Origin of the sequence: Pseudomonas sp. RIT-PI-o (assembly GCF_001297215.1) — a bacterium.
Lineage (GTDB): Bacteria > Pseudomonadota > Gammaproteobacteria > Pseudomonadales > Pseudomonadaceae > Aquipseudomonas > Aquipseudomonas moraviensis_A.
In genome coordinates this window covers 41,412-67,687 of sequence record NZ_LHPA01000019.1, presented here as the reverse complement: position 1 = coordinate 67,687, position 26,276 = coordinate 41,412, and the positions used below count along the sequence as shown (strand labels likewise).

Annotated in this window: 20 protein-coding genes; 10 read left to right on the top strand and 10 right to left on the bottom strand. The window is 60.6% G+C overall.

All coding sequences use genetic code 11. The features are described 5' to 3' along the window. Window positions 1–1,447, bottom strand: a 1,447-nt coding sequence (locus AEQ63_RS08850) for a DUF6531 domain-containing protein (RefSeq protein ID WP_236705249.1), incomplete at its 3' end; no start/stop codon positions are given. 240 nt (window positions 1,448–1,687) lie between these two features. On the opposite strand from AEQ63_RS08850, the gene AEQ63_RS08845 reads away from it, so the two are divergent. After that, window positions 1,688–2,383, top strand: coding sequence for an HAD-IA family hydrolase (locus AEQ63_RS08845; RefSeq protein WP_064362884.1), 696 nt, complete (start codon window positions 1,688–1,690; stop codon window positions 2,381–2,383). Between the two features lie 62 nt (window positions 2,384–2,445). On the opposite strand, the gene AEQ63_RS08840 is transcribed toward AEQ63_RS08845, so the two are convergent. Further along, window positions 2,446–3,192 (bottom strand): 3-oxoacyl-ACP reductase family protein, encoded by a 747-nt coding sequence (locus AEQ63_RS08840; protein WP_064362882.1) that lies wholly within the window; start codon window positions 3,190–3,192, stop codon window positions 2,446–2,448. A gap of 125 nt (window positions 3,193–3,317) precedes the next feature. Here AEQ63_RS08840 and AEQ63_RS08835 point away from each other — a divergent pair, with 125 nt between their 5' ends. Continuing rightward, on the top strand, window positions 3,318–4,241 hold the full coding sequence (locus AEQ63_RS08835) for a LysR family transcriptional regulator (RefSeq protein WP_064362886.1): 924 nt from the start codon (window positions 3,318–3,320) through the stop codon (window positions 4,239–4,241). A 34-nt stretch (window positions 4,242–4,275) separates the two neighbouring features. Here AEQ63_RS08835 and AEQ63_RS08830 read toward each other — a convergent pair whose 3' ends face one another. The 3 genes from AEQ63_RS08830 to AEQ63_RS08820 form a co-directional block, all read right to left on the bottom strand. Continuing rightward, the gene (locus AEQ63_RS08830; protein WP_064362880.1) at window positions 4,276–5,004 is read right to left on the bottom strand and encodes an aspartate/glutamate racemase family protein; all 729 of its coding nucleotides are present in this window, start codon (window positions 5,002–5,004) and stop codon (window positions 4,276–4,278) included. 54 nt (window positions 5,005–5,058) lie between these two features. Beyond that, a complete protein-coding gene (locus AEQ63_RS08825) occupies window positions 5,059–6,597 on the bottom strand; it encodes an NCS1 family nucleobase:cation symporter-1 (protein ID WP_064362879.1) in 1,539 nt (512 codons plus the stop codon). A 575-nt stretch (window positions 6,598–7,172) separates the two neighbouring features. Next, a complete protein-coding gene (locus tag AEQ63_RS08820; protein WP_064362877.1) occupies window positions 7,173–7,913 on the bottom strand; it encodes a phosphoadenylyl-sulfate reductase in 741 nt (246 codons plus the stop codon). Window positions 7,914–8,077: 164 nt separating this feature from the next. Here AEQ63_RS08820 and thrH point away from each other — a divergent pair, with 164 nt between their 5' ends. Then, window positions 8,078–8,695, top strand: a complete 618-nt coding sequence (gene thrH, locus AEQ63_RS08815) for a bifunctional phosphoserine phosphatase/homoserine phosphotransferase ThrH (RefSeq protein ID WP_064362875.1) — start codon at window positions 8,078–8,080, stop codon at window positions 8,693–8,695. Between the two features lie 94 nt (window positions 8,696–8,789). Here thrH and pabB read toward each other — a convergent pair whose 3' ends face one another. The 4 genes from pabB to rloA form a co-directional block, all read right to left on the bottom strand. Beyond that, window positions 8,790–10,133 (bottom strand): aminodeoxychorismate synthase component I, encoded by a 1,344-nt coding sequence (gene pabB, locus AEQ63_RS08810; RefSeq protein ID WP_064362874.1) that lies wholly within the window; start codon window positions 10,131–10,133, stop codon window positions 8,790–8,792. Between the two features lie 367 nt (window positions 10,134–10,500). Beyond that, window positions 10,501–11,487 (bottom strand): alpha-L-glutamate ligase-like protein, encoded by a 987-nt coding sequence (locus AEQ63_RS08805; RefSeq protein ID WP_042608458.1) that lies wholly within the window; start codon window positions 11,485–11,487, stop codon window positions 10,501–10,503. Then, complete coding sequence (rloB, locus tag AEQ63_RS08800; protein WP_064362871.1) at window positions 11,487–13,022, bottom strand: osmotic stress tolerance membrane protein RloB; 1,536 nt, start codon at window positions 13,020–13,022, stop codon at window positions 11,487–11,489. Before rloB ends, AEQ63_RS08805 begins: the two co-directional genes overlap by 1 nt. Window positions 13,023–13,027: 5 nt before the next feature. Continuing rightward, a complete protein-coding gene (rloA, locus tag AEQ63_RS08795) occupies window positions 13,028–13,564 on the bottom strand; it encodes a retropepsin-like aspartic peptidase RloA (protein WP_039762988.1) in 537 nt (178 codons plus the stop codon). A gap of 357 nt (window positions 13,565–13,921) precedes the next feature. Between rloA and AEQ63_RS08790 the strand changes: the two genes are divergently transcribed. The 6 genes from AEQ63_RS08790 (at window position 13,922) to prpD (ending at window position 22,707) form a co-directional block, all read left to right on the top strand. Further along, on the top strand, window positions 13,922–14,644 hold the full coding sequence (locus tag AEQ63_RS08790; RefSeq protein WP_172667900.1) for a GntR family transcriptional regulator: 723 nt from the start codon (window positions 13,922–13,924) through the stop codon (window positions 14,642–14,644). Continuing rightward, window positions 14,641–15,531 (top strand): methylisocitrate lyase, encoded by an 891-nt coding sequence (gene prpB, locus AEQ63_RS08785; RefSeq protein WP_042608455.1) that lies wholly within the window; start codon window positions 14,641–14,643, stop codon window positions 15,529–15,531. Before AEQ63_RS08790 ends, prpB begins: the two co-directional genes overlap by 4 nt. A 146-nt stretch (window positions 15,532–15,677) precedes the next feature. Further along, on the top strand, window positions 15,678–16,805 hold the full coding sequence (gene prpC / locus AEQ63_RS08780) for a bifunctional 2-methylcitrate synthase/citrate synthase (protein ID WP_064362869.1): 1,128 nt from the start codon (window positions 15,678–15,680) through the stop codon (window positions 16,803–16,805). 204 nt (window positions 16,806–17,009) lie between these two features. Beyond that, window positions 17,010–19,604 (top strand): Fe/S-dependent 2-methylisocitrate dehydratase AcnD, encoded by a 2,595-nt coding sequence (gene acnD / locus AEQ63_RS08775; RefSeq protein WP_064362867.1) that lies wholly within the window; start codon window positions 17,010–17,012, stop codon window positions 19,602–19,604. 55 nt (window positions 19,605–19,659) lie between these two features. Further along, the gene (gene prpF / locus AEQ63_RS08770; RefSeq protein WP_064362864.1) at window positions 19,660–20,850 is read left to right on the top strand and encodes a 2-methylaconitate cis-trans isomerase PrpF; all 1,191 of its coding nucleotides are present in this window, start codon (window positions 19,660–19,662) and stop codon (window positions 20,848–20,850) included. Window positions 20,851–21,222: 372 nt separating this feature from the next. Continuing rightward, window positions 21,223–22,707, top strand: a complete 1,485-nt coding sequence (gene prpD, locus AEQ63_RS08765; protein WP_064362862.1) for a 2-methylcitrate dehydratase — start codon at window positions 21,223–21,225, stop codon at window positions 22,705–22,707. Between the two features lie 111 nt (window positions 22,708–22,818). Here prpD and ppsR read toward each other — a convergent pair whose 3' ends face one another. Beyond that, window positions 22,819–23,637, bottom strand: a complete 819-nt coding sequence (ppsR, locus tag AEQ63_RS08760; RefSeq protein WP_016773826.1) for a posphoenolpyruvate synthetase regulatory kinase/phosphorylase PpsR — start codon at window positions 23,635–23,637, stop codon at window positions 22,819–22,821. 174 nt (window positions 23,638–23,811) lie between these two features. Here ppsR and ppsA point away from each other — a divergent pair, with 174 nt between their 5' ends. Further along, window positions 23,812–26,187: a phosphoenolpyruvate synthase gene (ppsA, locus tag AEQ63_RS08755; protein ID WP_042608450.1), complete on the top strand. Its 2,376-nt coding sequence runs from the start codon at window positions 23,812–23,814 to the stop codon at window positions 26,185–26,187. Window positions 26,188–26,276: the final 89 nt, after the last annotated feature.

The window sequence follows — 26,276 nt, the reverse complement described above, 5'->3', positions numbered from 1 at the left end:
CGGCGCTGCTGCGGTACAAGCGGGTGAACTCGAAGGGCAGTACGCCATCGAGCACCGCGTCGGTCAGGGTCAGCAGTTCTTCGCCGGTGACCATCGACACCGGACAGCCGTTGGTGCAGGTGTTGGGAACACAGTCGGCGGCATCACCGTTGGGGTTTTTCGCCTGGTCGGGGGCGTCGTCGTGGGGCTCGTGGCGCTCAAGACGCGCCATGCTTTGGGTTTTTCCCCGCGCGAGGGTTGCCGGATTCGGCACGCTCAACACCGCCGTGTCGGCCTGGCGAATGTTCAGCGGAATCGACGGGGTCGGCTTCAGCGCAACCTCGCGGGCATGAAACATCAGCGGTTTCAGCGTGCTCGCGTGCTGCTTGAGTTCCGGCGTCGAGGTCAGTTCAGCCAGGCGTAAAGCAGAAGCTGCCAGCCATTCCCGCGCCCGTGGCGACTTGATCCTGGCCAATACCTTGCTGCTCAGACTCAGCGATACGCCGGCACCGCCCGCCACGCGCATCAACAGGAAACTGATCAGCAACTCTGTGCGGACTTCGGCAACCACTTCGGCGAGGTATTGCGGCGGCAGCATCTTCAGCCAACTGGTGAACGCGGCCAGATGAATGAACAGCAACGGCTCGTCGCTGAGCATCAACAAGGCGTTGGCAATCGCCTCGCTGGAAGCCGCCAGCAGCGCCTCAAGCTCGACTTCGCTCAGGTATTCCAGGAGTTTTTCGCTGTGCGCCTGCAGATCGGCGAGGAGGGCAAACAGCTGTTGGATGTCATCCCAGACCCCGTTCAGGGCTTTTTCCAGACCGCGCCAGTCGGCCCGTTGCAACTGCCCGTAACGATCAAGAAAACCGGCGCTGGAAAACTCCGTCCATGGCGGCTGGAAGCCTGTCCATTCGCCGCGCAGCCAGTTTTCCAGACCGGCGATGACACCTTCATAAGAGGCATACAGCGCGCGCACATGGGCGGTGGAAACATCGGGAAAGAAGGTGATGCGGTAGCGCTGGCCGCGCGTGCAATTGGCCACCTCAAGGATCCCGCTTGGGCCGATGGTGTGGCGCAGTGGTTCGCCGAAGGTCTGCACGCCGTCGACTTCGCTGAGCAGCGGTTCGAGGGTTACCGGGGTGTCACCGATCGGCACAAAGCGCGCCGCTTCAAACATGTGTACCAAGGTCAACGGCCCGTTGGCCGGACACATGACCACCGATGAACTGATGGGTGCGCGCGAGGTAATGGGCGCCCTCAGTTGCACGTCATTGCCAACCTTGAACACCTGCTCGATGTCCAGCGCCGTCCCGCTCCAGAACTGCTCGGCCCAGGTCTCGTAGGTGTTCAGGCACAGGCGGAACTCATCGATCAGCGCTTCGAAATCTGGCTGCTGGGGATTCAGGGCGGCCACCACCAGCAGTCCGATGCTGTTGTTCAGGGCCAGTAGCCGATCGGGTTGAAACATTCGCAGTCGCTCGCGCATAGGAAGAAACGGGAGCGCGGACTTTGCGGGGGATCAAAAAGGAAAGAAGTCGGGGAAGTAGGCAGTGTCTGTAGGAGGTTTCGCTAAATGCGAAGAGCGCGTCGACGGGATTGCCCGTTGCTCAATGTCCATCGGCCTCGCTATGCTGCTGAACCCATTAATCAGATCCGCGTTGCGGCACGTTGCCTGTCGCCCGGGATGTCTTTGTTAACGGATCCGATGATGAATGCACCGCTGAAGACGTTCGGCCCGATCAAGGCCGTGATATTCGATATGGACGGTTTGCTGCTCGACACCGAGGGCATTTACACCGAGGTCACCTCGATGATTGTCGGGCGCTACGGGAAAACCTTTGACTGGAGCATCAAGCAGAACATCATTGGTCGCGGTGCCAATGACCTGGCCAATTACGTAGTGCAGGCGCTGGAGCTACCGATTACCCCGGAAGAATTCCTGCAGATCCGCGAGCCGCTGATGCGCGAGCGTTTCCCCAAGGCGCAGGCGATGCCGGGGGCCGAAGCGCTGGTGCGTCATCTCAAGGCGCATAACATCCCGATCGCGGTCGGCACCAGTTCGTCACGGCAGTCGTTCGGGCAGAAAACCACTTTGCACCGCGACTGGTTCGCGCTGTTCGATTTCATCGTCACGGCGGACGATCCGGAAGTCGGCGCGGCCAAACCGGCGCCGGACATCTTCCTCACCGCCGCCCGGCGACTGGGCGTTGCCCCCAGGGATTGTCTGGTGTTCGAGGATTCACCGTTTGGCGTCACTGCGGCGAAAGCGGCAGGCATGACCGCAATCGCCATCCCCGACGCCGCGATGGCCGATGAGAAATATGCTCACGCTGACGGCATTCTTCGCTCGCTGAAAGACTTCAGACCAAGCGCTTTTGGCCTGCCGACGCTGGAACTGGCCTGATCGCCCAGATAAAAACGCCGCCCTTCCTATAAAGAAGGGCGGCGTTTTTTCTTGCGGGTCTGTCAGGCGCCGAAACCGCCGTCGATGGTCAGGCTGGCACCGGTGATGTAGCCGGCTTCCGGCCCGGCGAGGTAGGCGACGAAGCTGGCGATTTCATCGGCAGTGCCGTAACGACCCACGGCCATCAGCGGGATCAGGCTCTCGGCGAAGTCGCCATGGGCCGGGTTCATGTCGGTGTCGACCGGGCCAGGTTGTACGTTGTTGATGGTGATGCCCCGTGGGCCGAGGTCGCGGGCCAGGCCTTTGGTCAGGCCGACCAGCGCCGACTTGCTCATCGCGTACACGCCGCCACCGCCGAAGGGCATGCGGTCGGCGTTGGTGCTGCCGATGTTGATGATCCGCGAGCCTTCGCCCATGTGCTTCGCCGCTTCCTGCGAAGCGATGAACACGCTGCGCACGTTGATGGCCAGGGTCTGATCGAAGTCTTCCAGTTTGAAATCTTCCAGCGGCGCGATGGCCAGCACGCCGGCGTTGTTGACGAGAATGTCCAGCCGGCCAAATGCTTCGACGGTGGCGCTGACTGCCTGGCGGATCGCGCCGGCATCGGCGCTGTCGGCCTTGATCGCCAAGGCCTTGCCGCCGTTGCCAGTGATGCTGTTCTGCAGTTCTTCGGCTTTAGCGGCGGAGCTGACATAAGTGAAAGCGACGGCGGCGCCTTCAGCGGCCAGACGTTTGACGATGGCCGCGCCGATGCCGCGCGAACCGCCTTGAATCAGAGCGACTTTGCCGCTGAGGTGTTGAGTGGTCATGTGCGATCTCCAATTGTTCAAGGCGGAATGCCTTGGTGTTGGTGCCGAGTATCGGCGTGCCATCGACAACCGTGTAGACCATGATTGCTATAGTCTGTGTAAACCAGAAGTTTATAGTGGCGATCATGGAAACGTTCAGCAGTATCGAATGCTTTGTGCGCAGCGCCGAGGTCGGCAGCTTCGCCGAAGCCGCGCGGCGTTTAAGCCTGACCCCGGCGGCGGTAGGCAAGAGCGTGGCGAAACTGGAAGCGCGGCTTGGCGTGCGGCTGTTCCAGCGTAGTACACGCAGCCTGACGTTGACCGAAGCGGGGCAGCTGTTTTTGAGTGAGGTCAGCGCCAGCCTGACCACCATCCAGAATGCCGTTGCCAATCTGGCCAGCGCTGGAGGGCAGCCGGCCGGGACGCTGAAAGTGAGCATGGGCACGGTGTTCGGTCGTCTGTATATCGTGCCGCTGCTCGGCGAATTCTTGCGGCGTTATCCGGCGATCAACCCGGACTGGCATTTCGATAACCGTCAGGTCGACCTCATTGCGCAGGGCTTCGACGCGGCGATTGGCGGCGGCTTCGAACTGCCACAAGGCGTGGTTGCGCGCAGACTGACGCCGGCGCATCGGGTGCTGGTGGCGTCGCAGGATTATCTGCAGAACCATGCGCCGATCAGCCATCCCGAAGATCTCAAGCAACACGACGGCATCCTGATCCGCTCACCGCAGACCGGGCGTGTGCGCTCCTGGCAGCTCACCCACCGCGATCAGCAGCACAGCCCGCTGACGTTGCGGGCGCGGATGACCATGAGCGATTCCGAGGCGGCGTGCGCGACGGCGATGCAAGGTTTGGGCATTGCGCTGGTGAGCATGCCGTTTGCGGTCCCGTACCTTCAGGCGGGGACATTGCAGCGGGTGCTGCCGGACTGGTTTGTCGATGACGGCAACATTTCGATCTATTACGCCGAGCACAAATTGTTGCCGGGCAAGACCCGGGCGTTTGTGGATTTTGTGATCGAGCAGTTTGTTGAGCAGGGACTGGCGCGGCGGTTTAGTGCTGTCTGAGCCAGGCGTCAAACCGAGTTGCGGCTATCGCGGTCTATCGAGCAAACCGCTGCGCCCAGCCAATAATGTTTTTCGGCCGTGGCGTCGCATAAGTGCGCACCTTCGACGTCGACAACTTCAAGCGCACCAGCGATTCAGCAATCGTCACCGCCGCCGTAACCCCGTCCACCACCGGCACGCCGGTGCGTCGGCGAATCTGCTCGTCCAGTCCGGCCATGCCGCCGCAGCCCAGGCAAATCACCTCGGCCTTGTCCTGGGTTACTGCCAGTTCTGCCTGCTGCACGATTGCTTCCAGTGCGCGCCGCGGTTCATGCTCCAGCTCGAGAACTGCCAGACCACTGGCGCGCACCGAGGCACAGCGATCCCACAGGCCGGACAATTTCAGCCTGTCCTCGATCAACGGCACGGTGCGATCCAGCGTGGTCACCACTGAATAGGCATGGCCGAGAAACATCGCTGTACTGGCCGCCGCATCGGTGATGTCCACCACCGGGACGTTGAGCAATTCCTGCAAGCCTTCGCGGCCATGCTCGCCGTAGCCGGCCTGGATCACGGCATCGAACGGTTGATCGTAGGCCATCACCCGGTCCATCACGGCGATGGCGGCCAGGTAGCTTTCGAAATTGCCTTCGATCGATTCGGCGCCGAAGTACGGCGTGAGGCCGACGATTTCGGTACCGGGGGAGGCGACGGCCTGCGCCGAGCGGGCGATGGCGTCGGTGATGGATTCGGTGGTGTTGACGTTGACCACGAGAATACGCATGGAAAATCCTTATTGCGGGCAGTGGTGCGGCCCGAAAACCGGGCCGCGAAGGGATCAGTGGCTGACGTTATCCACAGCGATGCACTCGCCGCTAACGTCGGTGTAATGCGTCTGGCGTTTGGCGATGATCAGGTAAAGCATGCCGGCGATGCCGGCACCGATCAGCCAGGAGAACGGCGAAACGCTGTGGAAACCAGGCACCAGCGCCAGGACGATGGCGATCAGCGCTGCAGGAATAAACGCCGCCACCGCGCGGAAATTGATGCCTCGGCTGTAGTAATAAGCGCCATCGGGGTCTTCGCTGTAGAGCTGCGGCACATTGATCCGGCCTTTGCGGATCAGCCAGTAGTCGACCATGATCACCCCGTACAGCGGGCCGAGCAGGGCGCCGAGGCCCGAGAGGAAGTAAACGATCACCAGCGGGCTGTTGTAGAGATTCCATGGCAGGATCAACACGGCGATGGTCGCGCTGATCAGCCCGGCGCGGCGGAACGTCAGGTATTTCGGCGCGAGGTTGCTGAGGACGAACGCCGGAGCGACGAAGTTGGCCATGATGTTCACTGCGACGGTGACGATCAGAAAGGCCAGACAGCCGAGCACCAGAAAGAAAGTGTTGGGGATCGAGGCGATGATCTCGGTAGGGCTTTCGATGATTCGCCCGTTGATCTGGAACTGCGCGCCACAGAGCAGCACGGTAATCGCCGCGAAGACCAGAATGTTCACCGGCAAGCCCCAGAAATTTCCCACTTTGATGGTCTTGCGGCACGGCGAAGAACGGGCGAAGTCACAGAAGTTGAGGATCAGCGTGCCGTAGATCGCCAGCCACAACGCGCCACCAGCAAAAATGTTGCGCCACATCTCGGCACCGGTCAGCGGCTCGCGGATCGACCAGGCGATGGTTGCATTGGCCTGGAAGTACATCCATGCGGCGAGCGCGGCGACCGTCAGCAGAATCACCGGCCCGGCAAACGCCTCGTAACGGCGCACCATCTCCATGCCGTAGGCGAGGATCGCCAGTTGCACCAGCCAGATCGCCACGAAGCACGCCCAGCCCAGGCTCGACAGGCCGAGAATCGAGTTGTGATCGTATTCGGCGAAGCCAGGATGCACGGCAGTCAGCAGGACGCGGAAGACCACTGAGGCGAGGTACGTCTGAATGCCGAACCAGGCGATGGCGATAACCGCCCTGATCAATGCAGGAATTTGCGCACCATGGATGCCGAAACTGATCCGGCTGATCACCGGAAACGGCACCCCGGTTTTCTGCCCCATGTAGCCGGACAGGTTCATGAAGCAGTACACCAGCGCCGCGCCGATCCCCAGCGACAGCAGGATTTGCCAGCCGCCCAGGCCCAAGGCGTACAGGCCGATGGCGAACGAGTAGTTGGCAATGTTGTGCACGTCATTCGTCCACAGGGCGAAGATGCTGTACTGGCCCCAGCGCCGGCCCTCGGCTTTGGTCGGCGCCAGATCGCTGTTGTGCAGACGCGGGCTCAGTTGCAGAGGCTCGCTCAGTCCGTCGTGGGGCAACGGTCGGTCGAGCGTGGAGGAGGGCAGATTCAGCGCGATGTTATTCGAAAGACTTGTACGCATTCCGGCAGGCTCCTGACGTTCACCGCCGCGATGACTGTGCATGAGCACTCAGGCTCGACAAATCTTCGGCGCGTCGGTGAAACCATCACTAATTACGGGGCATCTGCAGCCTGTACGGGATAGGGCGCTTCAGGCTTGCGGATCGAAAGTGTGCATGTTCTGCAGTTTTGTATACAAAACATGTATGCGATAAAGCCAGATTTGTGCCAGATGCGGATCTAGCGGCAGCGCGGCTCATTTCGAATAGTTATCGATGGGTCATAAGTCGCTGAAAAAACGGCGATATAAATTGATCGACTGGACAGGTATTTTTTTCAAGGGAGGGATTTTGCAGAAAGGCAGGCAGAGGGGATTCTGTTGGGGAATGTAACTTTTCAGGGCGTGAAAATTGAAAGTGCACACATAAATGGCACCGATGGTGACATTTCTGTGTACACATTTTTTCGAGTCGCATCAGATAACGGTAGGAGTGAGCCTGCTCGCGATAGCGGTGTGTCAGCCAATAAATTCTTCGACTGATATACCGCTATCGCGAGCAGGCTCACTTCTACAAGGGGACTTCATTCAGCAGGAAATCAAACCTTGCTCTTGCTGATGATATTCCCCGCATGCAGCCCGCATTCTTTCTGCGTGGCTTCTTCCCACCACCAGCGGCCTTCGCGCTCGTGCTGGTTCGGCAGCACCGGGCGGGTGCAGGGTTCGCAGCCGATGCTGATGAAACCGCGCTCGTGCAAGCTGTTGTACGGCAGTTCGAGCATGCGGATGTAACCCCAGATCTCTTCGCTGGTCATCTGCGCCAGCGGGTTGAACTTGTACAGGGTGCGTTCCGGTGTCGAGAATGCCGTGTCGATTTCCAGTACCGCCACAGCGCTGCGAGTGCCCGGGCTCTGATCGCGGCGCTGGCCGGTGGCCCAGGCCTTGACGTCGGACAGCTTGCGCCGCAGCGGCTCGATCTTGCGGATGCCGCAGCATTCGCCATGGCCGTCCTTGTAGAAACTGAACAGGCCTTTTTCCTTCACGAACGGTTCGAGTTTCGTGTAGTCCGGCGAGACGATTTCGATGTTGATCTGGTAATGCTCGCGCACCTGCTCAATGAAGCGGTAGGTCTCCGGATGCAGGCGACCGGTGTCGAGGCTGAACACTTTGACGTTCTTGTTCAGCTTCCACGCCATGTCCACCAGCACCACGTCTTCGGCGCCGCTGAAAGATATCCACAAGTCATCGCCGAACTCGGCGAAGGCGAGTTTGAGGATGTCCTGCGCGGATTTGTTGGCATAGGTCGTGGCGAGTTCCACGACGTCGAACGTTGGGCTCATCAGGGCGGCTTCCTACAGGTCAGTGGCGCTCGGGCGCTCTATAGGGGGCCGATGGTAACAAAAAGCTGCCGCGCCCGGGGCGTCCTCTGCGTTGCGCGCCTGATGTTCAAAGGCTAGAGTTCGGCCTCGCTCGACCCAATAATCACTACAAACGGGAGTGTCCTGTGGAAATTGCTTGCCTGGATCTTGAAGGGGTACTGGTACCGGAAATCTGGATCGCCTTCGCCGAAAAAACCGGGATCGACTCCCTCAAGGCCACCACCCGGGACATTCCCGATTACGACGTATTGATGAAGCAACGCCTGCGCATCCTCGATGAGCACGGCTTGAAGCTGTCGGACATTCAGGAAGTGATCGCCACGCTGAAACCGCTGGACGGCGCGGTGGAGTTCGTCAATTGGTTGCGCGAACGTTTCCAGGTGGTGATTCTCTCGGACACTTTTTATGAGTTCTCGCAGCCGCTGATGCGCCAGCTGGGCTTCCCGACTCTGCTTTGCCATCGCTTGATCACTGACGAAACCGGGCGGGTGACCAGCTATCAGTTGCGTCAGAAAGATCCCAAGCGTCAGTCGGTGCTGGCGTTCAAGAGCCTGTATTACCGGGTGATTGCGGCGGGCGATTCGTACAACGACACGACGATGTTGGGCGAAGCGGATGCGGGGATTCTGTTTCACGCGCCGGACAACGTGATTCGCGAGTTCCCGCAGTTCCCGGCGGTGCATACGTTTGAAGAGCTGAAGCAGGAATTTCTCAAGGCTTCAAACCGCGACCTGAACCTGTAAACCAATCCCTGCAGGAGCTGCCGAAGGCTGCGATCTCTGCTTTTAAAGATCAAAAGATCGCAGCCTTCAGCAGCTCCTACAGGGGTTGTGTCATTCAGAGGTTTTGCAGGGTATCGAGCAGGATCCGCACTTTGGTCATCGACTCCTGATACTCCGCCTGCCAGTCCGAGTCGGCGACAATCCCGCCGCCGCCCCAGCAGCACACCTGTCCATCCTTGACCAACAGACTGCGAATGGCGATGGAGCTGTCCATCTCACCGCGCACGTCCAGGTACAGCAACGATCCGCAATACAAACCGCGCCGGGTCGGCTCCAGCTCGTCGATGATCTGCATCGCCCGAATCTTCGGTGCGCCGGTGATCGACCCGCCGGGGAAGCTGCCGGCGATCAGATCCAGCGCATCACGCTCTGCCGCCAGTTCACCGGTCACGCTGCTGACCAGGTGATGTACATTCGGATAGCTCTCCAGACTGAACAGCTCCGGCACGCGCACCGAGCCGATGCGGCAGGTGCGCCCGAGGTCGTTGCGCAGCAGGTCGACGATCATTAGGTTTTCCGCGCGATCCTTGGGGCTGGCCAACAGTTCGGCGGCGTTGGCGGCGTCTTCGGCTGGGGTCAGGCCGCGGGGGCGGGTGCCTTTGATCGGACGGGTTTCGACCTGGCGCTGACTGACTCTGACGAAGCGCTCTGGTGACAGGCTAAGCACCGCGCCAGCGTCGGGCAGGCTCTGGAAACCGGAGAACGGCGTCGGGCAGGCTTGGCGTAATGCGCAATAAGCCAGCCAAGGATCGCCCTGGCATTCCGCGCGGAAGCGTTGCGCGAAATTGACCTGATAGCAGTCGCCAGCCTGGATGTAATTCTGAATACGCTCGAATGCCTGGCGGTAATCGTCAGCCGAGAGATCGGCGGCCATCGGCGCATTCAGTTTGAAGGGCACCAGCGCGTCAACTTGAGGCTGGGTGAACAGCGCGATCAGTCGCTGCCGTTCACTGTCAGCAAGCGATGGATGAAAGACCAATTGGCTGGTTTGCGCCTGGTGATCGCTGATCAGCGCCCAGTCATACAAGCCGAAACGCGCATCGGGTAACTGCAGGTCATCCAGCGCCTCGCTTGGCAGGTTTTCCAGATGCCGGCCGAAGTCGTAGCTCAAATAACCGATCAGTCCGCCGGCGAACGGCAATTCGTACCCGGCAGGCAGTTTTGCTTCACCCAAACGGCTGAGGTTGTCGCGCAGGCGCTGCAGAAAGTGCGCACCGCTTTCGTCCGGCAATACCGCCAGTTGTTCCAGCGGCCAGGCGCTGAGCAAGTCATAACGCCCGCGTTCGGCGCTCGGCCGGCCGCTGTCGAGCAGCACGGCGCCGGGGGCGTTGCGGATGGCCGCGAAATAGTCGGCGGGATTGGCGCGGTAGGGCAGCGGATGTACGGAACAGGTCAACATGGGCGGGGCAGATCGGCCGTTGAGGCGGGGTGGGGATTGTAGTCCTCTGCGCTGCCAGATCAAAGTCAAAAGCCTCCCCCTCACCCCAGCCCTCTCCCCCAAGGGGGCGAGGGGTAAAGGGAGCCGATCTTCTTGCTTTTCAAGATCCGAATTCCGCTCGTTACTCCGCAAAAGGGAGCAGAACTACATGCTTTTCAAGATCCGAGTTCCGCTCGTTATTCCGCAAAAGGGAGCCGATCTTCACGCTTTTCAAAGCCTGAGTTCGACTCAAGACGTTCAGGTCGGCGTGTCTCGCCTAGACACCCCGGTCAGTCCCCTCTCCCTCTGGGAGAGGGTTAGGGTGAGGGGCTTTTGACTTTTAGCTTTGTCAGCCCTCGACCGCAGGAATATGCCCAAACATCTCCTGAGTAAACGCCACCCGCTCCTCAGCCGATTCCGTCACGCCACGCGCCTTCAGCTCTTCCAGTCGCGCCTCCACCGCATGGGTGCGCAAAGTCAGTCCGCAATCGTTGGCAATCTGGATATTCAGCCCCGGCCGCGCATTCAGCTCCAGAATCAGCGGGCCTTTTTCCTGATCGAGCACCATGTCCACGCCGATGTAACCCAGCCCGCACAGCTCATAGCAGCCGGCGGCGAGTTTCATGAAACCATCCCAGTAGGGCAGTTGCACGCCGTCCACCGCGTTGGTGGTGTCGGGGTGTTTGGTGATGATGTTGTTCAACCAGGTGCCACGCAGCGTAAGGCCGGTCGCCAGATCCACACCGACGCCGATGGCGCCCTGGTGCAGGTTGGCCTTGCCGCCGGACTGGCGGGTCGGCAGGCGCAACATCGCCATCACCGGGTAACCCATCAGCACGATGATGCGGATGTCCGGCACGCCTTCGTAGCTGATGCTTTTGAAGATCTGGTCCGGGGTCACGCGGTATTCGATCAGCGCGCGGTCGCGGTGACCGCCCAGCGAGTACAGGCCGGTGAGGATGCTCGAGATGTGGTGCTCCAGCTCTTCGTGGGCGAGGATCTTGCCCGACACCGTGCGGTAGCGACCTTCGAAACGGTCGGCGATGACGATGATGCCGTCGCCGCCGGCGCCCTGGGCCGGTTTGATCACGAAGTCGCTGCGCCCGCCGATGATCTCGTCGAGCTTGTCGATTTCCTTCTCGGTGGAGATCACCCCATACAGCTCCGGCACATGGATGCCGGCGGCGATGGCGCGTTCCTTGGTGAGGATCTTGTCATCGACGATCGGGTACAGGCTGCGCTTGTTGTACTTGAGCACGTAGTCCGCATTTCTGCGATTGATGCCCATGATGCCGCGCGCCTCGAGGGCCTTCCAGGTCTTCCAGAAACCGAACATCAGGCGTCAGCCTTCTTCAGGAAGGCCTTGAAACGCACCAGTTCGGTCAGGCGGTAGCCGCGATAGCGACCCATCGCCAGCATGAAGCCGACCAGAATCAGCAGGATCGCCGGGAACGTGAAGACGAAGTACACCAGCTCCGGGACGGTCATGATCAGGTGCGCCAGGGAGGCGGCGAACAGCGTACCGATCGCGACTTTCAGTGCATGGTTGGCGCCGCGTTCTTCCCAGGTGATCGACAGGCGTTCGATGGTCATGGTCAGAATCACCATCGGGAACAGCGCCACCGACAAGCCGCGTTCAAGCCCCAGCTTGTGGCTGAACAGACTGATCGCCGCGATCAACACCACCACAAAGGTCAGCACCACCGACAGGCGCGGCAGCATTTGCAACTTCAGATGTTCGAGATACGAGCGCAGCGACAGGCCCAGCGCGGTGATCACCGTGAACAGCAGAATACCGAAGCCCAGCTGCGTTTCGCGGAAGGCGAGGGCGATCAGCACCGGGGTGAACGTGCCCAGGGTCTGCAGGCCGATCAGGTTGCGCAGGATCAGGATCACCAGCACGCCGATCGGGATCATCACCATGATCATGAAGGTTTGCTGGGTCTGCAGGGGCAAGCCGTACAGCGAGTAATCGAGGAAGCTGGCGTCAGTGTTCTCGTCGGTCAGCTTGGCCAGACGGATCGCGTTCATCTCGCTGTTGTTGAGGCTGAAGGTCACGTTGGCTTTCTTGCCGCCGTCGACGGTGATCAGGTTTTCGTCACCGGTCCACCACAGCAGGCGATCGGTCGGCAGGCCTTGCTCGCCGGTTTCCGGGTTGAAGTACAGCCAGTCGTTGCCGTTGAAGCTGCGCAGCCACAGTTCGGGTGTTTGTGGCTGATCGGCGACGAGGCGGATGGTGTGGACTTTCTCTACCGGGACGTGGGCAATGGACAACAGCAATTCAACAATTTTGGCTTTGTGCGAGGTCGACGGATCGCCGGCCAGCAGCAACTTCACATTATCGTCGTTGACGTTGTTGACCCGCTTGATCGCCTCGCCAATAAAGGTTTCGACGTCGGCCGAGTGTTGGCGGATCGGCGCGAGCAGGGCTTCGGCGGCGATTTTTTCCGGGCCTTCAATGACCATGCTGTCGCGGAAGGTCGGGCCTTTGACCTTGGATTTTTCTGCGGTATAGCGCTTGGTCAACACCAGGCGGTAATACAGGGTCTGGTTGCCCTTGGCACGCCGGGCCGACCAGGTCACCTTGCGGTTGCCGTCGACGCGGTTTACCGCGACTCCGTAGTTATTGGAAATGAAGCTTTCGTTGAGGCTGACGTAATCGCGGCTCAACGGCGGCACGAACATCTGGATTTTCACCGGATCCTTGGTGCTGGCAACGAACTCGACCTTGGCGTCGATGTTCCACAGGTCGTCGGTGGCGTCTTCGGTCACCGGGATGCCGAGCACGAAAATCTGATAGGCCGTAACCGAAACGCCCAGCAGCACCAGCACGGCGATCAGGATTTTCAGGTGGAAGGTTAGAGAACGCATGGAAATTACTCGGCGGTATGAGCGGCGATGGTGCAGGCAGGTTTGCCGGCAGCGTATTTAAGACTGGGGTCGACCAGCGCGTCGAAGCGTTTCAACGCCTCGGAGCCGATCAAGAGCGGGTATTGGAACGCACTTCGGTCGGTGAGGTTCACTTCGATGCTGCGTAATGCTGAGCCCATGCAGATATCCAGCTCGATCACCGGACGGGCGGTGTACTGCTTGCCTTCTTCCGGGTCGTAGTCGCCGGCGCGGCGCTTGATCTTGCTGACCCGCGCGAGCGGCCGTTCGATGGGGTGCGAATGCGCGGCATCGATCGCCAGGTAGAAACGTACCCAGGATTCACCGTTGCGTTTGAAGCGTTTGATGTCACGGGCGCTCAGCGAGGCGGTTTTCGCCCCGGTGTCGAGCTTGGCCGCGACTTCGAGATTGATGCCGTCAAGCGAAGCGTATTCGTTGAGGCCGTACACGGTTTTTTCCCCCGCGGCGGCGAGGCCGGGCAGGCAAAACAGAGCAAAAAAGGTGGGGAAAGGCTTGAGTCTCATAAATCCTGGTGCGCAGCGTTCCGTTATCGGTTCAGGTGCCCGCACAACCGTGCGCAAGCCCCCGCGTGTGCCTGGCAGCTTTTTATGGCAAGCCGTAGAAAGACCCGCAAATGCGGGCGGCATTCTAGCACGGTGGTTTTATGGCGCCAGCGCTTGGGGCAGTGTGGAGCAAGATCAAAGGATCGCAGCCTTCGGCAGCTCCTACAAAGGGGTGGCCTGCATTCTGTAGGAGCTGCCGAAGGCTGCGATCTTTTTAGGTTATTAGACGATTGTCGACAATACCTATTTATCCTTTGACTGATCACGCGATATTGGCTAGTTTTTGCCGAATTGGATTTAAAGGTGTCGACAATCATGCTGGATCAACTCGATCCCCCGGTCATCAGCGGCGACGATTCCGAGACGCTCTCGGAAAACGTTTTCCGGCGCATCCAGGCCGCTATCGTCAAAGGCGAAATCGCCCCGGGCAGCAAGATTTCCGAGCCGGAGCTGGCGCGCACCTATGGCATCAGCCGGGGGCCGTTGCGTGAGGCGATCCACCGTCTGGAAGGCCAGCGCCTGCTGGTGCGTGTGCCGCACGTGGGCGCGCGGGTGGTCTCACTCAGCCATGCCGAATTGATCGAACTCTACGAAATCCGCGAATCCCTCGAAGGCATGGCCTGCCGCCTCGCTGCCGAGCGCATGAGCGTCGCGGAAATCGACGAGTTGCGCCGGGTCCTGGAAACCCACGAGCGCGATGCGGCGTTCCAGGCCGGCGTCGGTTATTACCAGCAGGAAGGCGATTTCGACTTTCATTACCGGATCATCCAGGGCAGCGGCAATCGCACGCTGACGCAGATGCTCTGCGGCGAGCTGTATCAACTGGTGCGCATGTACCGCATCCAGTTTTCCACCACGCCGAACCGCCCGCACCAGGCCTTCGCCGAACACCACCGCATTCTCGATGCCATCGCCGACCGTGACGGCGAGCTCGCGGAACTGTTGATGCGCCGCCACATCGGCGCCTCGAAACGCAACATCGCCCGTCACTACGAAGACGGCGCCCACAACCAGACAGCCACTGAACGAGGTGACTCATGAGTTCCAACCTGAACACGCCGGGCCAGCGCTTCCGCGATGCGGTCGCCAGCGAGCATCCTTTGCAAGTGGTCGGCGCGATCAACGCCAACCACGCGCTGCTGGCCAAACGCGCCGGTTTCAAGGCGATCTATCTGTCTGGTGGCGGTGTGGCCGCGGGATCTCTTGGCGTGCCGGACCTGGGCATCACCGGGCTGGATGATGTTCTGACCGACGTACGGCGGATCACCGATGTCTGCGACCTGCCGCTGCTGGTGGATGTTGACACCGGCTTCGGTTCATCGGCGTTCAACGTGGCTCGAACGGTCAAGTCGATGATCAAGTTCGGCGCGGCGGCGATTCACATCGAGGATCAGGTCGGCGCCAAGCGTTGCGGCCATCGCCCCAATAAGGAAATTGTCAGCCAGCAGGAAATGGTCGATCGCATCAAGGCTGCAGTCGATGCGCGCACCGACGACAGCTTCGTGATCATGGCGCGTACCGATGCGCTGGCGGTGGAAGGGCTGGAGTCGGCGCTCGATCGCGCGGCTGCGTGCATCGAGGCCGGCGCAGACATGATTTTCCCGGAAGCCATCACCGAGCTGGACATGTACAAGCTGTTCGCCAACCGCGTGAAAGCGCCGATCCTCGCCAACATCACCGAGTTCGGTGCGACCCCGCTGTACACCACCGAGCAACTGGCCGGCGCCGACGTTTCCCTGGTGCTGTACCCGCTGTCGGCGTTCCGCGCGATGAACAAGGCAGCGGAAAATGTCTACACGGCGATCCGCCGCGATGGCACGCAACAGAATGTCATCGACACCATGCAGACTCGCATGGAGCTCTACGATCGTATCGATTACCACACGTTCGAGCAGAAGCTCGATGCGTTGTTTGCTGCGAAAAAATGATTGAAAGATCAAAAGATCGCAGCCTCGTTTCACTCGACAGCTCCTACAGGAACGCGGTCGATGTAGGAGCTGCCGAAGGCTGCGATCTTTTGCGAACAACACCGTAATTGCAGATTCCCTAACAAATTCAAAAATTGGAGATAGCAATGGCCGAAGCAAAAGTACTCAGTGGCGCCGGGCTCCGTGGCCAGGTCGCCGGGCAAACCGCACTGTCCACCGTGGGCCAGGCCGGTGCCGGGTTGACCTACCGCGGCTACGACGTGCGTGAACTGGCCGCCGACGCGCAATTTGAAGAAGTCGCCTACCTGCTGCTGTACGGCGAACTGCCGACCAAAGCGCAACTGGCCGACTACCAGAGCAAGCTGAGCAAGCTGCGCGATCTGCCGCAGGCGCTGAAAGAAGTGCTTGAACGCATTCCCGCCGACGCGCATCCGATGGATGTGATGCGCACCGGTTGCTCGTTCCTCGGCAACATCGAGCCAGAGAAAGACTTCTCCGAGCAGCGCGACAAGACCGACCGCCTGCTTGCCGCGTTCCCGGCGATCATGTGCTACTGGTATCGCTTCAGCCACGACGGCAAACGCATCGATTGCGTCAGCGACGAGCCGACCATTGGCGGCCACTTCCTGCATTTGCTGCACGACAGGAAACCGAGCGAACTGCACGTCAAAGTCATGAACGTGTCGCTGATCCTCTACGCCGAGCACGAATTCAACGCCTCGACGTTCACCGCGCGCGTTTGCGCCTCGACCCTTTCCGATCTGTATTCCTGCGTAACAGCGGCCATCGGTTCGCTGCGCGGCCCGTTGCACGGCGGCGCCAATGAAGCGGCAATGGAAATGATCGAGCGCTTCTCATCGCCGGAAGAGGCGATCAAGGGCACCCTCGGCATGCTCGAGCGCAAGGACAAGATCATGGGCTTCGGCCACGCGATCTATAAAGACAGCGATCCGCGCAACGAGGTGATCAAGGGCTGGGCGAAAAAACTCGCCGACGAGGTCGGTGACAAGGTGTTGTTCGCGGTATCGGAAGCCATCGACAAGACCATGTGGGAGCAGAAGAAACTGTTCCCCAACGCCGATTTCTACCATGCCTCGGCGTATCACTTCATGGGCATCCCGACCAAGCTGTTCACACCGATCTTCGTCTGCTCGCGCCTGACCGGCTGGGCTGCGCACGTGTTCGAACAGCGTGCCAACAACCGCATCATCCGTCCAAGCGCCGAGTACACCGGCGTCGAACAGCGCAAGTTCGTGCCAATCGAACGTCGCTGAGTGGTGAGCTGACCCGATCCTTGAAACCACCGCAAATCCCTGTAGGAGTGACCCTGCTCGCGATGACGGACTGACATTCAATATTGATGTCGACTGATCTACCGCTATCGCGAGCAGGCTCACTCCTACAGGGTGACGGTGTGGATCTCAAGGTTGATGTCAGACCCCACCCTTTGAAACTACCGTGACCCGAGTCCTGACCCGATGAACACAGAATTCCGCAAAAACCTGCCCGGCACGCCGCTGGATTACTTCGACACCCGCGCGGCGGTCGAGGCGATTGCGCCCGGCAGCTATGACACCCTGCCGTACACCTCACGCGTGCTGGCGGAAAACCTCGTGCGGCGCTGCGACCCGAGCACGCTGGCCGATTCGCTGAAGCAACTGATCGAGCGCAAGCGTGATCTCGATTTCCCGTGGTTTCCGGCGCGGGTGGTCTGCCATGACATCCTCGGCCAGACCGCACTGGTCGATCTTGCCGGCCTGCGTGACGCCATCGCTCTGCAGGGTGGTGATCCGGCGCAGGTCAACCCGGTGGTGCCGACGCAATTGATCGTCGACCACTCGCTGGCCGTCGAGGCGGGCGGTTTCGATGCCCAGGCCTTCGAGAAGAACCGCGCCATCGAAGACCGTCGCAACGAAGACCGTTTCCACTTCATCAACTGGACCAAAAAGGCCTTCAAGAACGTTGATGTGATCCCGCCGGGCAACGGCATCATGCACCAGATCAACCTGGAGAAAATGTCGCCGGTGATTCAGGTGCGCGAAGGCGTGGCGTTCCCCGACACGTGCGTCGGTACTGACAGCCACACCCCGCACGTCGATGCGCTGGGTGTGATCGCCATCGGTGTCGGCGGCCTCGAAGCCGAGAGCGTGATGCTCGGCCGCGCTTCGTGGATGCGTTTGCCGGAAAGTGTCGGCGTCGAACTGACCGGCAAGCTGCAACCGGGCATCACCGCCACCGACATGGTCCTGGCCCTGACCGAGTACCTGCGCAAGCAGAAAGTCGTCGGCGCCTGGCTGGAATTCTTCGGCGAAGGCGCGGCGGCGCTGACCCTCGGCGACCGCGCGACCATCTCCAACATGGCCCCGGAATACGGCGCCACGGCGGCGATGTTCTACATCGACCAGCAGACCATCGATTACCTGAAACTGACCGGTCGTGAAGATCAGCAAGTGCAGCTGGTCGAGCAATACGCCAAATTGACCGGGCTGTGGGCCGACAGTCTGAAAGGCGCGCAATACGAGCGTGGCCTGACCTTCGATTTATCCTCGGTGGTGCGCAACATGGCCGGCCCGAGCAATCCGCACGCCCGTGTTGCGGTCTCGGATCTGGCTGCCAAAGGCATCTCCGGCCAGTGGGATGATGTGCCTGGGCAAATGCCCGACGGCGCGGTGATCATCGCCGCCATCACCAGTTGCACCAACACCAGCAACCCGCGCAACGTCATCGCCGCTGGGCTCTTGGCGCGCAACGCCAACAAGCTCGGGCTGACGCGCAAGCCGTGGGTCAAATCCTCGCTGGCGCCGGGTTCGAAAACCGTGGCGCTGTACCTCGATGAAGCGGGGCTGACCACTGAACTTGAACAGCTCGGTTTCGGCGTTGTCGCGTTTGCCTGCACCACCTGCAATGGCATGTCCGGCGCCCTCGATCCGCTGATCCAGCAAGAGATCATCGACCGCGATCTGTATGCGACCGCCGTGCTGTCCGGCAACCGCAATTTCGACGGGCGCATTCACCCGTACGCCAAACAGGCGTTTCTCGCCTCGCCGCCGCTGGTGGTTGCTTACGCGATTGCCGGGACCATCCGTTTCGATATCGAGAAGGATGTGCTGGGCGTGGTCGATGGTCGGCAAATTCGCCTCAAGGACATCTGGCCGAGCGACGAAGAAATCGATGCGGTGGTGAAGTCGGCGGTCAAGCCTGAGCAGTTCCGTCAGGTCTATATCCCGATGTTCGCCGTGCATGAAGACACCGGGCCGAAAGTCGCGCCGCTGTACGACTGGCGCGAAATGAGCACCTACATCCGCCGTCCGCCTTACTGGGAAGGCGCACTGGCCGGCGCCCGCCCTTTGAAAGGCATGCGCCCGCTGGCGGTGCTGCCGGACAACATCACCACCGATCACCTGTCGCCATCCAACGCGATCATGCTCGACAGCGCTGCCGGCGAATACCTGGCGAAAATGGGCTTGCCGGAAGAGGACTTCAACTCCTACGCCACCCACCGTGGCGACCACCTGACCGCCCAGCGTGCAACGTTCGCCAACCCGAAACTGTTCAACGAAATGGTCGTGGAAAACGGCAAGGTCAAGCAGGGTTCGCTGGCCCGCGTCGAGCCGGAAGGCCAAGTGATGCGCATGTGGGAAGCCATCGAAACCTACATGGAACGCAAGCAGCCACTGATCATCATTGCCGGCGCCGATTACGGTCAGGGTTCGTCCCGCGACTGGGCGGCGAAGGGCGTGCGGCTGGCGGGTGTCGAGGCGATTGCCGCTGAAGGGTTCGAGCGTATCCACCGCACCAACCTGGTGGGCATGGGCGTATTGCCGCTGGAATTCAAACCCGGCACCAACCGTCACACGCTTGGCATCGATGGCAGCGAAACCTATGACGTGATCGGCGAGCGCAAGCCGCGTGCGGATCTGACGCTGGTGATTCATCGCAAGAATGGCGAGCGTGTCGAAGTGCCGGTGACCTGCCGTCTCGATACCGCTGAAGAAGTGTCGATCTACGAGGCGGGCGGCGTGTTGCAGCGCTTCGCTCAGGACTTCCTCGAAGGATCGGCGGTAGCCGTTTAAACAGGTTCAGCGGCCAATGGGTGATCAGTCCCTTGGCCGCTTCAAAGGAGCAATCATGGCTCACGCACCACAGATCAAAATCCCTGCCACCTATATGCGCGGCGGCACCAGCAAAGGCGTGTTTTTCAGCCTCACTGATCTGCCCGAAGCCGCGCAGGTGCCCGGCCCGGCCCGCGATGCGTTGCTGCTGCGGGTGATCGGCAGCCCCGACCCGTACGACAAGCAGATCGACGGCATGGGCGGCGCGACGTCCAGTACCAGCAAAACCGTAATCCTGTCGAAGAGCACCCGCGCCGATCACGACGTCGATTACCTGTTTGGCCAAGTGTCCATCGACAAACCGTTCGTGGACTGGAGCGGCAACTGCGGCAACCTCTCGGCCGCAGTCGGCTCGTTCGCCATCAGCAATGGTCTGGTCGACGCCAGCCGCATTCCGCACAACGGCGTGGCGGTGGTGCGCGTGTGGCAGGCCAACATCGGCAAGACCATCATCGCCCACGTGCCGATCACCAACGGCGAAGTGCAGGAAACCGGTGATTTCGAACTTGACGGCGTGACCTTTCCGGCGGCCGAAGTGCAGGTCGAATTCATGGATCCGGCGGCAGAGGAAGAGGGCGGCGGTGGCTCGATGTTCCCCACCGGCAATCTCGTCGATGAGCTGGAAGTGCCGGGTGTCGGCACGTTCAAGGCGACCATGATCAATGCCGGGATCCCGACAATTTTCGTCAACGCCGAAGACATCGGCTACACCGGCACCGAGCTGCAAGGCGCGATCAACGGCGATCCGAAAGCGCTGCTGATGTTCGAGACGATTCGTGCCTATGGTGCGTTGCGCATGGGCCTGATTTCCAATCTGGAAGAGGCAGCGAAACGGCAGCACACGCCGAAAGTCGCGTTTGTCGCCAAGCCTGCGGATTACGTGGCGTCGAGCGGTAAAGCGATTGTCGCGGGTGATGTGGATCTGCTGGTACGCGCGTTGTCGATGGGCAAACTGCCCCACGCGATGATGGGCACGGCCGCGGTGGCGATCGGCACAGCGGCGGCGATTTCCGGCACGTTGGTCAATCTTGCTGCGGGTGGGATTGAACGCCCTGCCGTGCGTTTCGGCCATCCGTCGGGAACGCTGCGTGTGGGCGCTGAGGCGACGCTGGAAAACGGCGAGTGGGTGGTGAAGAAGGCCATCATGAGCCGCAGTGCACGGGTGCTCATGGAAGGTTACGTCCGCGTGCCTGCTGACTCGTTCTGACTCGACATTTTACCCTCACCCCAGCCCTCTCCCGGAGGGAGAGGGGGCCGACCGAGGTGTCTTGCGTGGTACATCGACCTGAAAGACCGAGGCGATTATGGATTCAGCAGGGAATCGGCGATCTGGGGCGAGGAAGAAGTATCTGCTGTGATTCGTCGACCACGCAGGTTGGCGATTATGGATTCAGCGATGGACTTTCAGGCCGGTGAACCTCCACAGCATCCCCCAATCGGTCCCCTCTCCTTCGGGAGAGGGCTAGGGTGAGGGGCTACCCTCTGACACAACACATAGAAACCAGACATCACCAACCATAAACCAGCCAAGCCCTTGAGGAAGACCCAACCACTCATTTCCCCGAACAGGAGAACCACCATGAGCGCCAACGTCGACCTGAACAATCGTCCCGACTACGACCGTGTCCTGCAGGACATCGCTGATTACGTCCTCACCTTCAAGCCCGAATCCGCCGAAGCGCTGAACACCGCGCGCAACTGCCTGATGGACACGCTGGGCTGCGGTCTGCTGGCCCTGCGTTTTCCCGAATGCACCAAGCATCTTGGACCCATTGTCGAAGGCACGATTGTGCCGTTCGGTGCGCGAGTGCCCGGCACCAGTTATCGTCTCGATCCGGTCAAAGCTGCGTGGGACATCGGCTGCATCGTCCGCTGGCTCGATTACAACGACACTTGGCTCGCCGCCGAATGGGGCCATCCGTCCGACAACCTCGGCGCCATCCTCGCCGTGGCCGATCACCTGTCGCAGCAACGCATCGCCAACGGTGAAGCACCACTGACCCTTCGCGATGTGCTGGAAGCGATGATCATGGCCCACGAGATTCAAGGCGTGATCGCCCTGGAAAACTCTTTCAACCGCGTAGGACTCGATCACGTCATGCTGGTGAAAGTCGCTTCAACTGCCGTCAGCGCCAGACTGATGGGAGCCAATCGCGAGCAGCTGTTGGCGGCGCTGTCCCATGCCTTCGCCGACGGTCAGGCGCTGCGCACCTATCGGCATGCGCCCAACGCCGGCTCGCGGAAATCCTGGGCGGCGGGGGATGCGGCGAGTCGCGGTGTAAGGCTGGCCGACATCGCCATGCGCGGCGAGATGGGCATTCCCGGGGTGCTGAGCGCGAAGCAATGGGGCTTTTATGACGTATCGTTCAGCCACACCAACAACGATCTGGCGCTCAAGTCCGAAGAGAAGCGCGCTTTCAGTTTTTCCCGGCCGTTTGGCAGTTACGTGATGGAAAACGTCCTGTTCAAGATCAGCTTCCCCGCCGAATTCCATGCGCAGACCGCCTGCGAGGCGGCGGTGACCTTGCATCCGCAGGTGCGCAATCGCCTGCACGAGATCGACCGCATCGTCATCACCACCCACGAATCGGCGATCCGCATCATTTCCAAGGTCGGCCCGCTGGCCAACGCTGCCGACCGCGACCATTGTCTGCAATACATGACCGCCGTGCCGCTGGCATTTGGCAACCTGGTGGCCGAGCACTACGAAGACGACTTCCACAAGGCGCACCCGATCATTGATGTGTTGCGCGAGAAAATGGTCATCGTCGAAGAACCACGGTTCACCCGCGAATACCTCGAAGCCGACAAACGCTCGATTGCCAATGCCGTGCAGGTGTTTTTCAAGGACGGCAGCAGCACCGAAAACGTGGTGGTGGAATACCCGATCGGCCATCGCCGCCGTCGCGCCGAAGGCATTCCGTTGCTGGAGGACAAGTTCAAGACCAACCTCGCCACGCGTTTCGCTGGCCAGCGCTGCGCTGAGATTTTTGCGCTGTGCGAGGATCAGGCGCGGCTTGAAGCCACGCCGGTGAATCGATTCATCGACCTGTTTGTGCTCTGACAGACCGCGTTATCGTTCTTCGCGAGCAGGCTCGCTCCCACAGTCGTTACGATGCAGGTCCATTGTGGGAGCGAGCCTGCTCGCGAAGGTGCCAGATCAGGGGACGCCGGACTACTTGAACCGCCGCTCAACCCCTTTCTCCACGAGAATCTTCGCCGAAATCTCTTCCACGGAAAAATGCGTGGAATTGATGTGCGGGATGTTCTCGCGGCGGAACAGGTTTTCCACTTCGCGCACTTCGAATTCGCACTGGGCGTAGCTCGAATAGCGGCTGTTGGGCTTGCGCTCGTTGCGAATCGCAGTGAGGCGGTCCGGGTCGATGGTCAGGCCGAACAGCTTGTGCTGATGGGCGCGCAGCGCCGTCGGCAGGGTCAGGCGCTCCATGTCGTCTTCGGTCAGCGGATAGTTGGCCGCGCGGATGCCGAACTGCATGGCCATGTACAGACACGTCGGGGTTTTGCCGCATCGCGACACGCCCACTAGTATCAGATCGGCTTTGTCGTAATAGTGGGTGCGCGCGCCGTCATCGTTGTCGAGGGCGAAGTTCACCGCCTCGATGCGCTCCATGTAATTGGAGTTGTGCCCGATGGAGTGGGACTTGCCCACGGTGTAGGAAGAGTGCTCGGTGAGCTCCTGTTCGAGCGGCGCGAGGAAGGTCGAGAAAATGTCGATCATGAAACCATTGGACGTTGCGAGAATCTCACGAATGTCCTGATTGACGATGGTGTCGAAGATGATCGGCCGAAAGCCGTCGGTTTCAGCGGCTTTGTTGATTTGTTGTACCATGGCCCGCGCTTTTTCCACGCTGTCGATGTAGGGCCGCGTGAACTTGCTGAAGGTAATGTTTTCGAACTGCGCCAAGAGGCTTTGACCCAGGGTTTCGGCGGTAATGCCGGTGCCATCGGAGATGAAGAAAGCAGATCGTTTCATTTGCACCTTGGGCCTTAGACTAATGAGCATTCTTGGATATGATAGGCGCGATTTGCCGGCCGCCATTGGCCCGCATTCTCACTTATTTTCCAGGTCCAGGCCATACAACCGGCCAAGGCTCCCCCGGGCCGCCGGTTTCTGAGCTTTTCCAACACAGTTAGTGGAGAGATCACCTTGGTAGAGTACGTAGTTTCCCTCGATAAGCTCGGCAAACACGATGTTGAGCATGTGGGGGGCAAGAACGCATCCCTGGGCGAGATGATCAGTAACCTGGCAGGCGCCGGTGTTTCGGTCCCCGGCGGCTTCGCCACGACGGCTCAGGCCTATCGTGACTTCCTCGAACTGAGCGGCCTGAACGAGCAGATCCACAAGGCCCTCGACGCGCTCGACGTCGACGACGTCAATGCCCTGGCCAAGACCGGCGCACAGATCCGCCAATGGATCATGGACGCCGAGTTCCCGGAAAAACTCAACACCGAGATCCGCACCGCGTTCGCCGCGCTGTCGGCCGGCAACCCTGACGTGGCCGTGGCCGTGCGTTCTTCCGCCACCGCAGAAGACCTGCCGGACGCTTCCTTCGCCGGTCAGCAGGAAACCTTCCTGAACATCCGTGGTGTGGAAAACGTTATCCGCGCCGCCAAAGAGGTGTTCGCTTCGCTGTTCAACGACCGTGCGATTTCCTACCGCGTGCACCAGGGCTTCGACCATAAACTGGTCGCCCTGTCCGCTGGCGTGCAGCGCATGGTACGTTCGGAAACCGGCACCGCCGGCGTAATGTTCACCCTCGATACCGAATCGGGTTTCCGTGACGTGGTGTTCATCACCGGCGCCTACGGCCTGGGCGAAACCGTCGTACAAGGCGCGGTCAACCCGGATGAATTCTATGTGCACAAAGGCACGCTGGAGGCCGGTCGTCCGGCCATCCTGCGGCGCAACCTGGGCAGCAAAGCCATCAAGATGATCTACGGCGACGAGGCCAAGGCCGGGCGTTCGGTCAAGACCGTCGACGTCGACAAGGCCGAACGCGCGCGTTTCTGCCTGACCGACGCCGAAGTCAGCGAGCTGGCCAAACAGGCGATGATCATCGAGAAGCACTACGGCTGTCCGATGGACATCGAGTGGGCCAAGGACGGTGACGACGGCAAGCTGTACATCGTCCAGGCGCGTCCGGAAACCGTGAAAAGCCGCACCCAGGCCAACGTCATGGAACGTTACCTGCTCAAGGAAACCGGCACTGTGCTGGTGGAAGGTCGCGCGATCGGCCAGCGCATCGGCGCCGGCAAAGTGCGGATCATCAAAGACGTTTCCGAAATGGACAAGGTCCAGCCGGGCGACGTGCTGGTCTCCGACATGACCGACCCGGACTGGGAACCGGTGATGAAGCGCGCCAGCGCCATCGTGACCAACCGTGGCGGGCGTACCTGCCACGCGGCGATCATCGCTCGCGAGCTGGGCATTCCGGCGGTGGTCGGTTGCGGCAACGCTACCCAACTGCTGAAGGATGGCCAGGGCGTCACCGTGTCCTGCGCCGAAGGCGATACCGGTTACATCTTCGAAGGCGAGTTGGGCTTCGACATCAAGAAGAACTCCGTCGATGCCATGCCGGAGCTGCCGTTCAAGATCATGATGAACGTCGGCAACCCGGATCGCGCTTTCGACTTCGCGCAGTTGCCGAACGCCGGCGTCGGTCTGGCGCGTCTGGAATTCATCATCAACCGCATGATCGGCGTGCACCCGAAAGCGCTGTTGAACTACGACGGCCTGCCGCAGGACATCAAGGACAGCGTCGACAAGCGCATCGCCGGTTACAGCGACCCGGTCGACTTCTACGTCGACAAACTGGTGGAAGGCATCAGCACCCTGGCTGCTGCGTTCACGCCGAAAAAAGTCATCGTGCGCTTGTCGGACTTCAAGTCCAACGAATACGCCAACCTGATCGGCGGCAAGCTCTACGAGCCGGAAGAAGAAAACCCGATGCTCGGCTTCCGTGGCGCTTCGCGTTACATCAGCGAATCGTTCCGCGACTGCTTCGAACTCGAATGCCGCGCGCTGAAGCGTGTGCGCAACGAGATGGGCCTGACCAACGTGGAAATCATGGTGCCGTTCGTCCGGACTCTCGGCGAAGCCAGCCAGGTGGTCGATCTGCTCGCCGAAAATGGCTTGAAGCGCGGCGAAAACGGTCTGCGCGTGATCATGATGTGCGAACTGCCATCCAACGCGATTCTGGCCGAGGAATTCCTCGAATTCTTCGACGGTTTCTCGATTGGCTCCAACGACCTGACCCAACTGACGCTGGGTCTGGATCGCGACTCGGGGATCATCGCTCACTTGTTCGACGAGCGTAATCCGGCGGTGAAGAAGCTGTTGGCCAACGCCATTCAGGCGTGCAACAAGGCCGGCAAGTACATCGGCATCTGCGGTCAGGGTCCTTCCGACCATCCGGATCTGGCCAAGTGGCTGATGGAACAGGGCATCGAAAGCGTGTCGCTGAACCCGGACACCGTGCTGGAAACCTGGTTCTTCCTCGCCGAAGGTCAGGCGCAGGCTTGATCAACATGTGAACGGGCCGCGTCCCCTGTAGGAGTGAGCCTGCTCGCGATAGCGTCATGACAGTCAGCAGTGATTCGAATGACACACCG

Coding starts and splice junctions, on each gene's coding strand:
- AEQ63_RS08845 (WP_064362884.1), top strand. CDS start 1,688: ATGAATGCACCGCTGAAGACGTTCGGCCCGATCAAGGCCGTGATATTC.
- AEQ63_RS08840 (WP_064362882.1), bottom strand. CDS start 3,192: ATGACCACTCAACACCTCAGCGGCAAAGTCGCTCTGATTCAAGGCGGT.
- AEQ63_RS08835 (WP_064362886.1), top strand. CDS start 3,318: ATGGAAACGTTCAGCAGTATCGAATGCTTTGTGCGCAGCGCCGAGGTC.
- AEQ63_RS08830 (WP_064362880.1), bottom strand. CDS start 5,004: ATGCGTATTCTCGTGGTCAACGTCAACACCACCGAATCCATCACCGAC.
- AEQ63_RS08825 (WP_064362879.1), bottom strand. CDS start 6,597: ATGCGTACAAGTCTTTCGAATAACATCGCGCTGAATCTGCCCTCCTCC.
- AEQ63_RS08820 (WP_064362877.1), bottom strand. CDS start 7,913: ATGAGCCCAACGTTCGACGTCGTGGAACTCGCCACGACCTATGCCAAC.
- pabB (WP_064362874.1), bottom strand. CDS start 10,133: ATGTTGACCTGTTCCGTACATCCGCTGCCCTACCGCGCCAATCCCGCC.
- AEQ63_RS08805 (WP_042608458.1), bottom strand. CDS start 11,487: ATGTTCGGTTTCTGGAAGACCTGGAAGGCCCTCGAGGCGCGCGGCATC.
- rloB (WP_064362871.1), bottom strand. CDS start 13,022: ATGCGTTCTCTAACCTTCCACCTGAAAATCCTGATCGCCGTGCTGGTG.
- rloA (WP_039762988.1), bottom strand. CDS start 13,564: ATGAGACTCAAGCCTTTCCCCACCTTTTTTGCTCTGTTTTGCCTGCCC.
- prpB (WP_042608455.1), top strand. CDS start 14,641: ATGAGTTCCAACCTGAACACGCCGGGCCAGCGCTTCCGCGATGCGGTC.
- prpC (WP_064362869.1), top strand. CDS start 15,678: ATGGCCGAAGCAAAAGTACTCAGTGGCGCCGGGCTCCGTGGCCAGGTC.
- acnD (WP_064362867.1), top strand. CDS start 17,010: ATGAACACAGAATTCCGCAAAAACCTGCCCGGCACGCCGCTGGATTAC.
- prpF (WP_064362864.1), top strand. CDS start 19,660: ATGGCTCACGCACCACAGATCAAAATCCCTGCCACCTATATGCGCGGC.
- prpD (WP_064362862.1), top strand. CDS start 21,223: ATGAGCGCCAACGTCGACCTGAACAATCGTCCCGACTACGACCGTGTC.
- ppsR (WP_016773826.1), bottom strand. CDS start 23,637: ATGAAACGATCTGCTTTCTTCATCTCCGATGGCACCGGCATTACCGCC.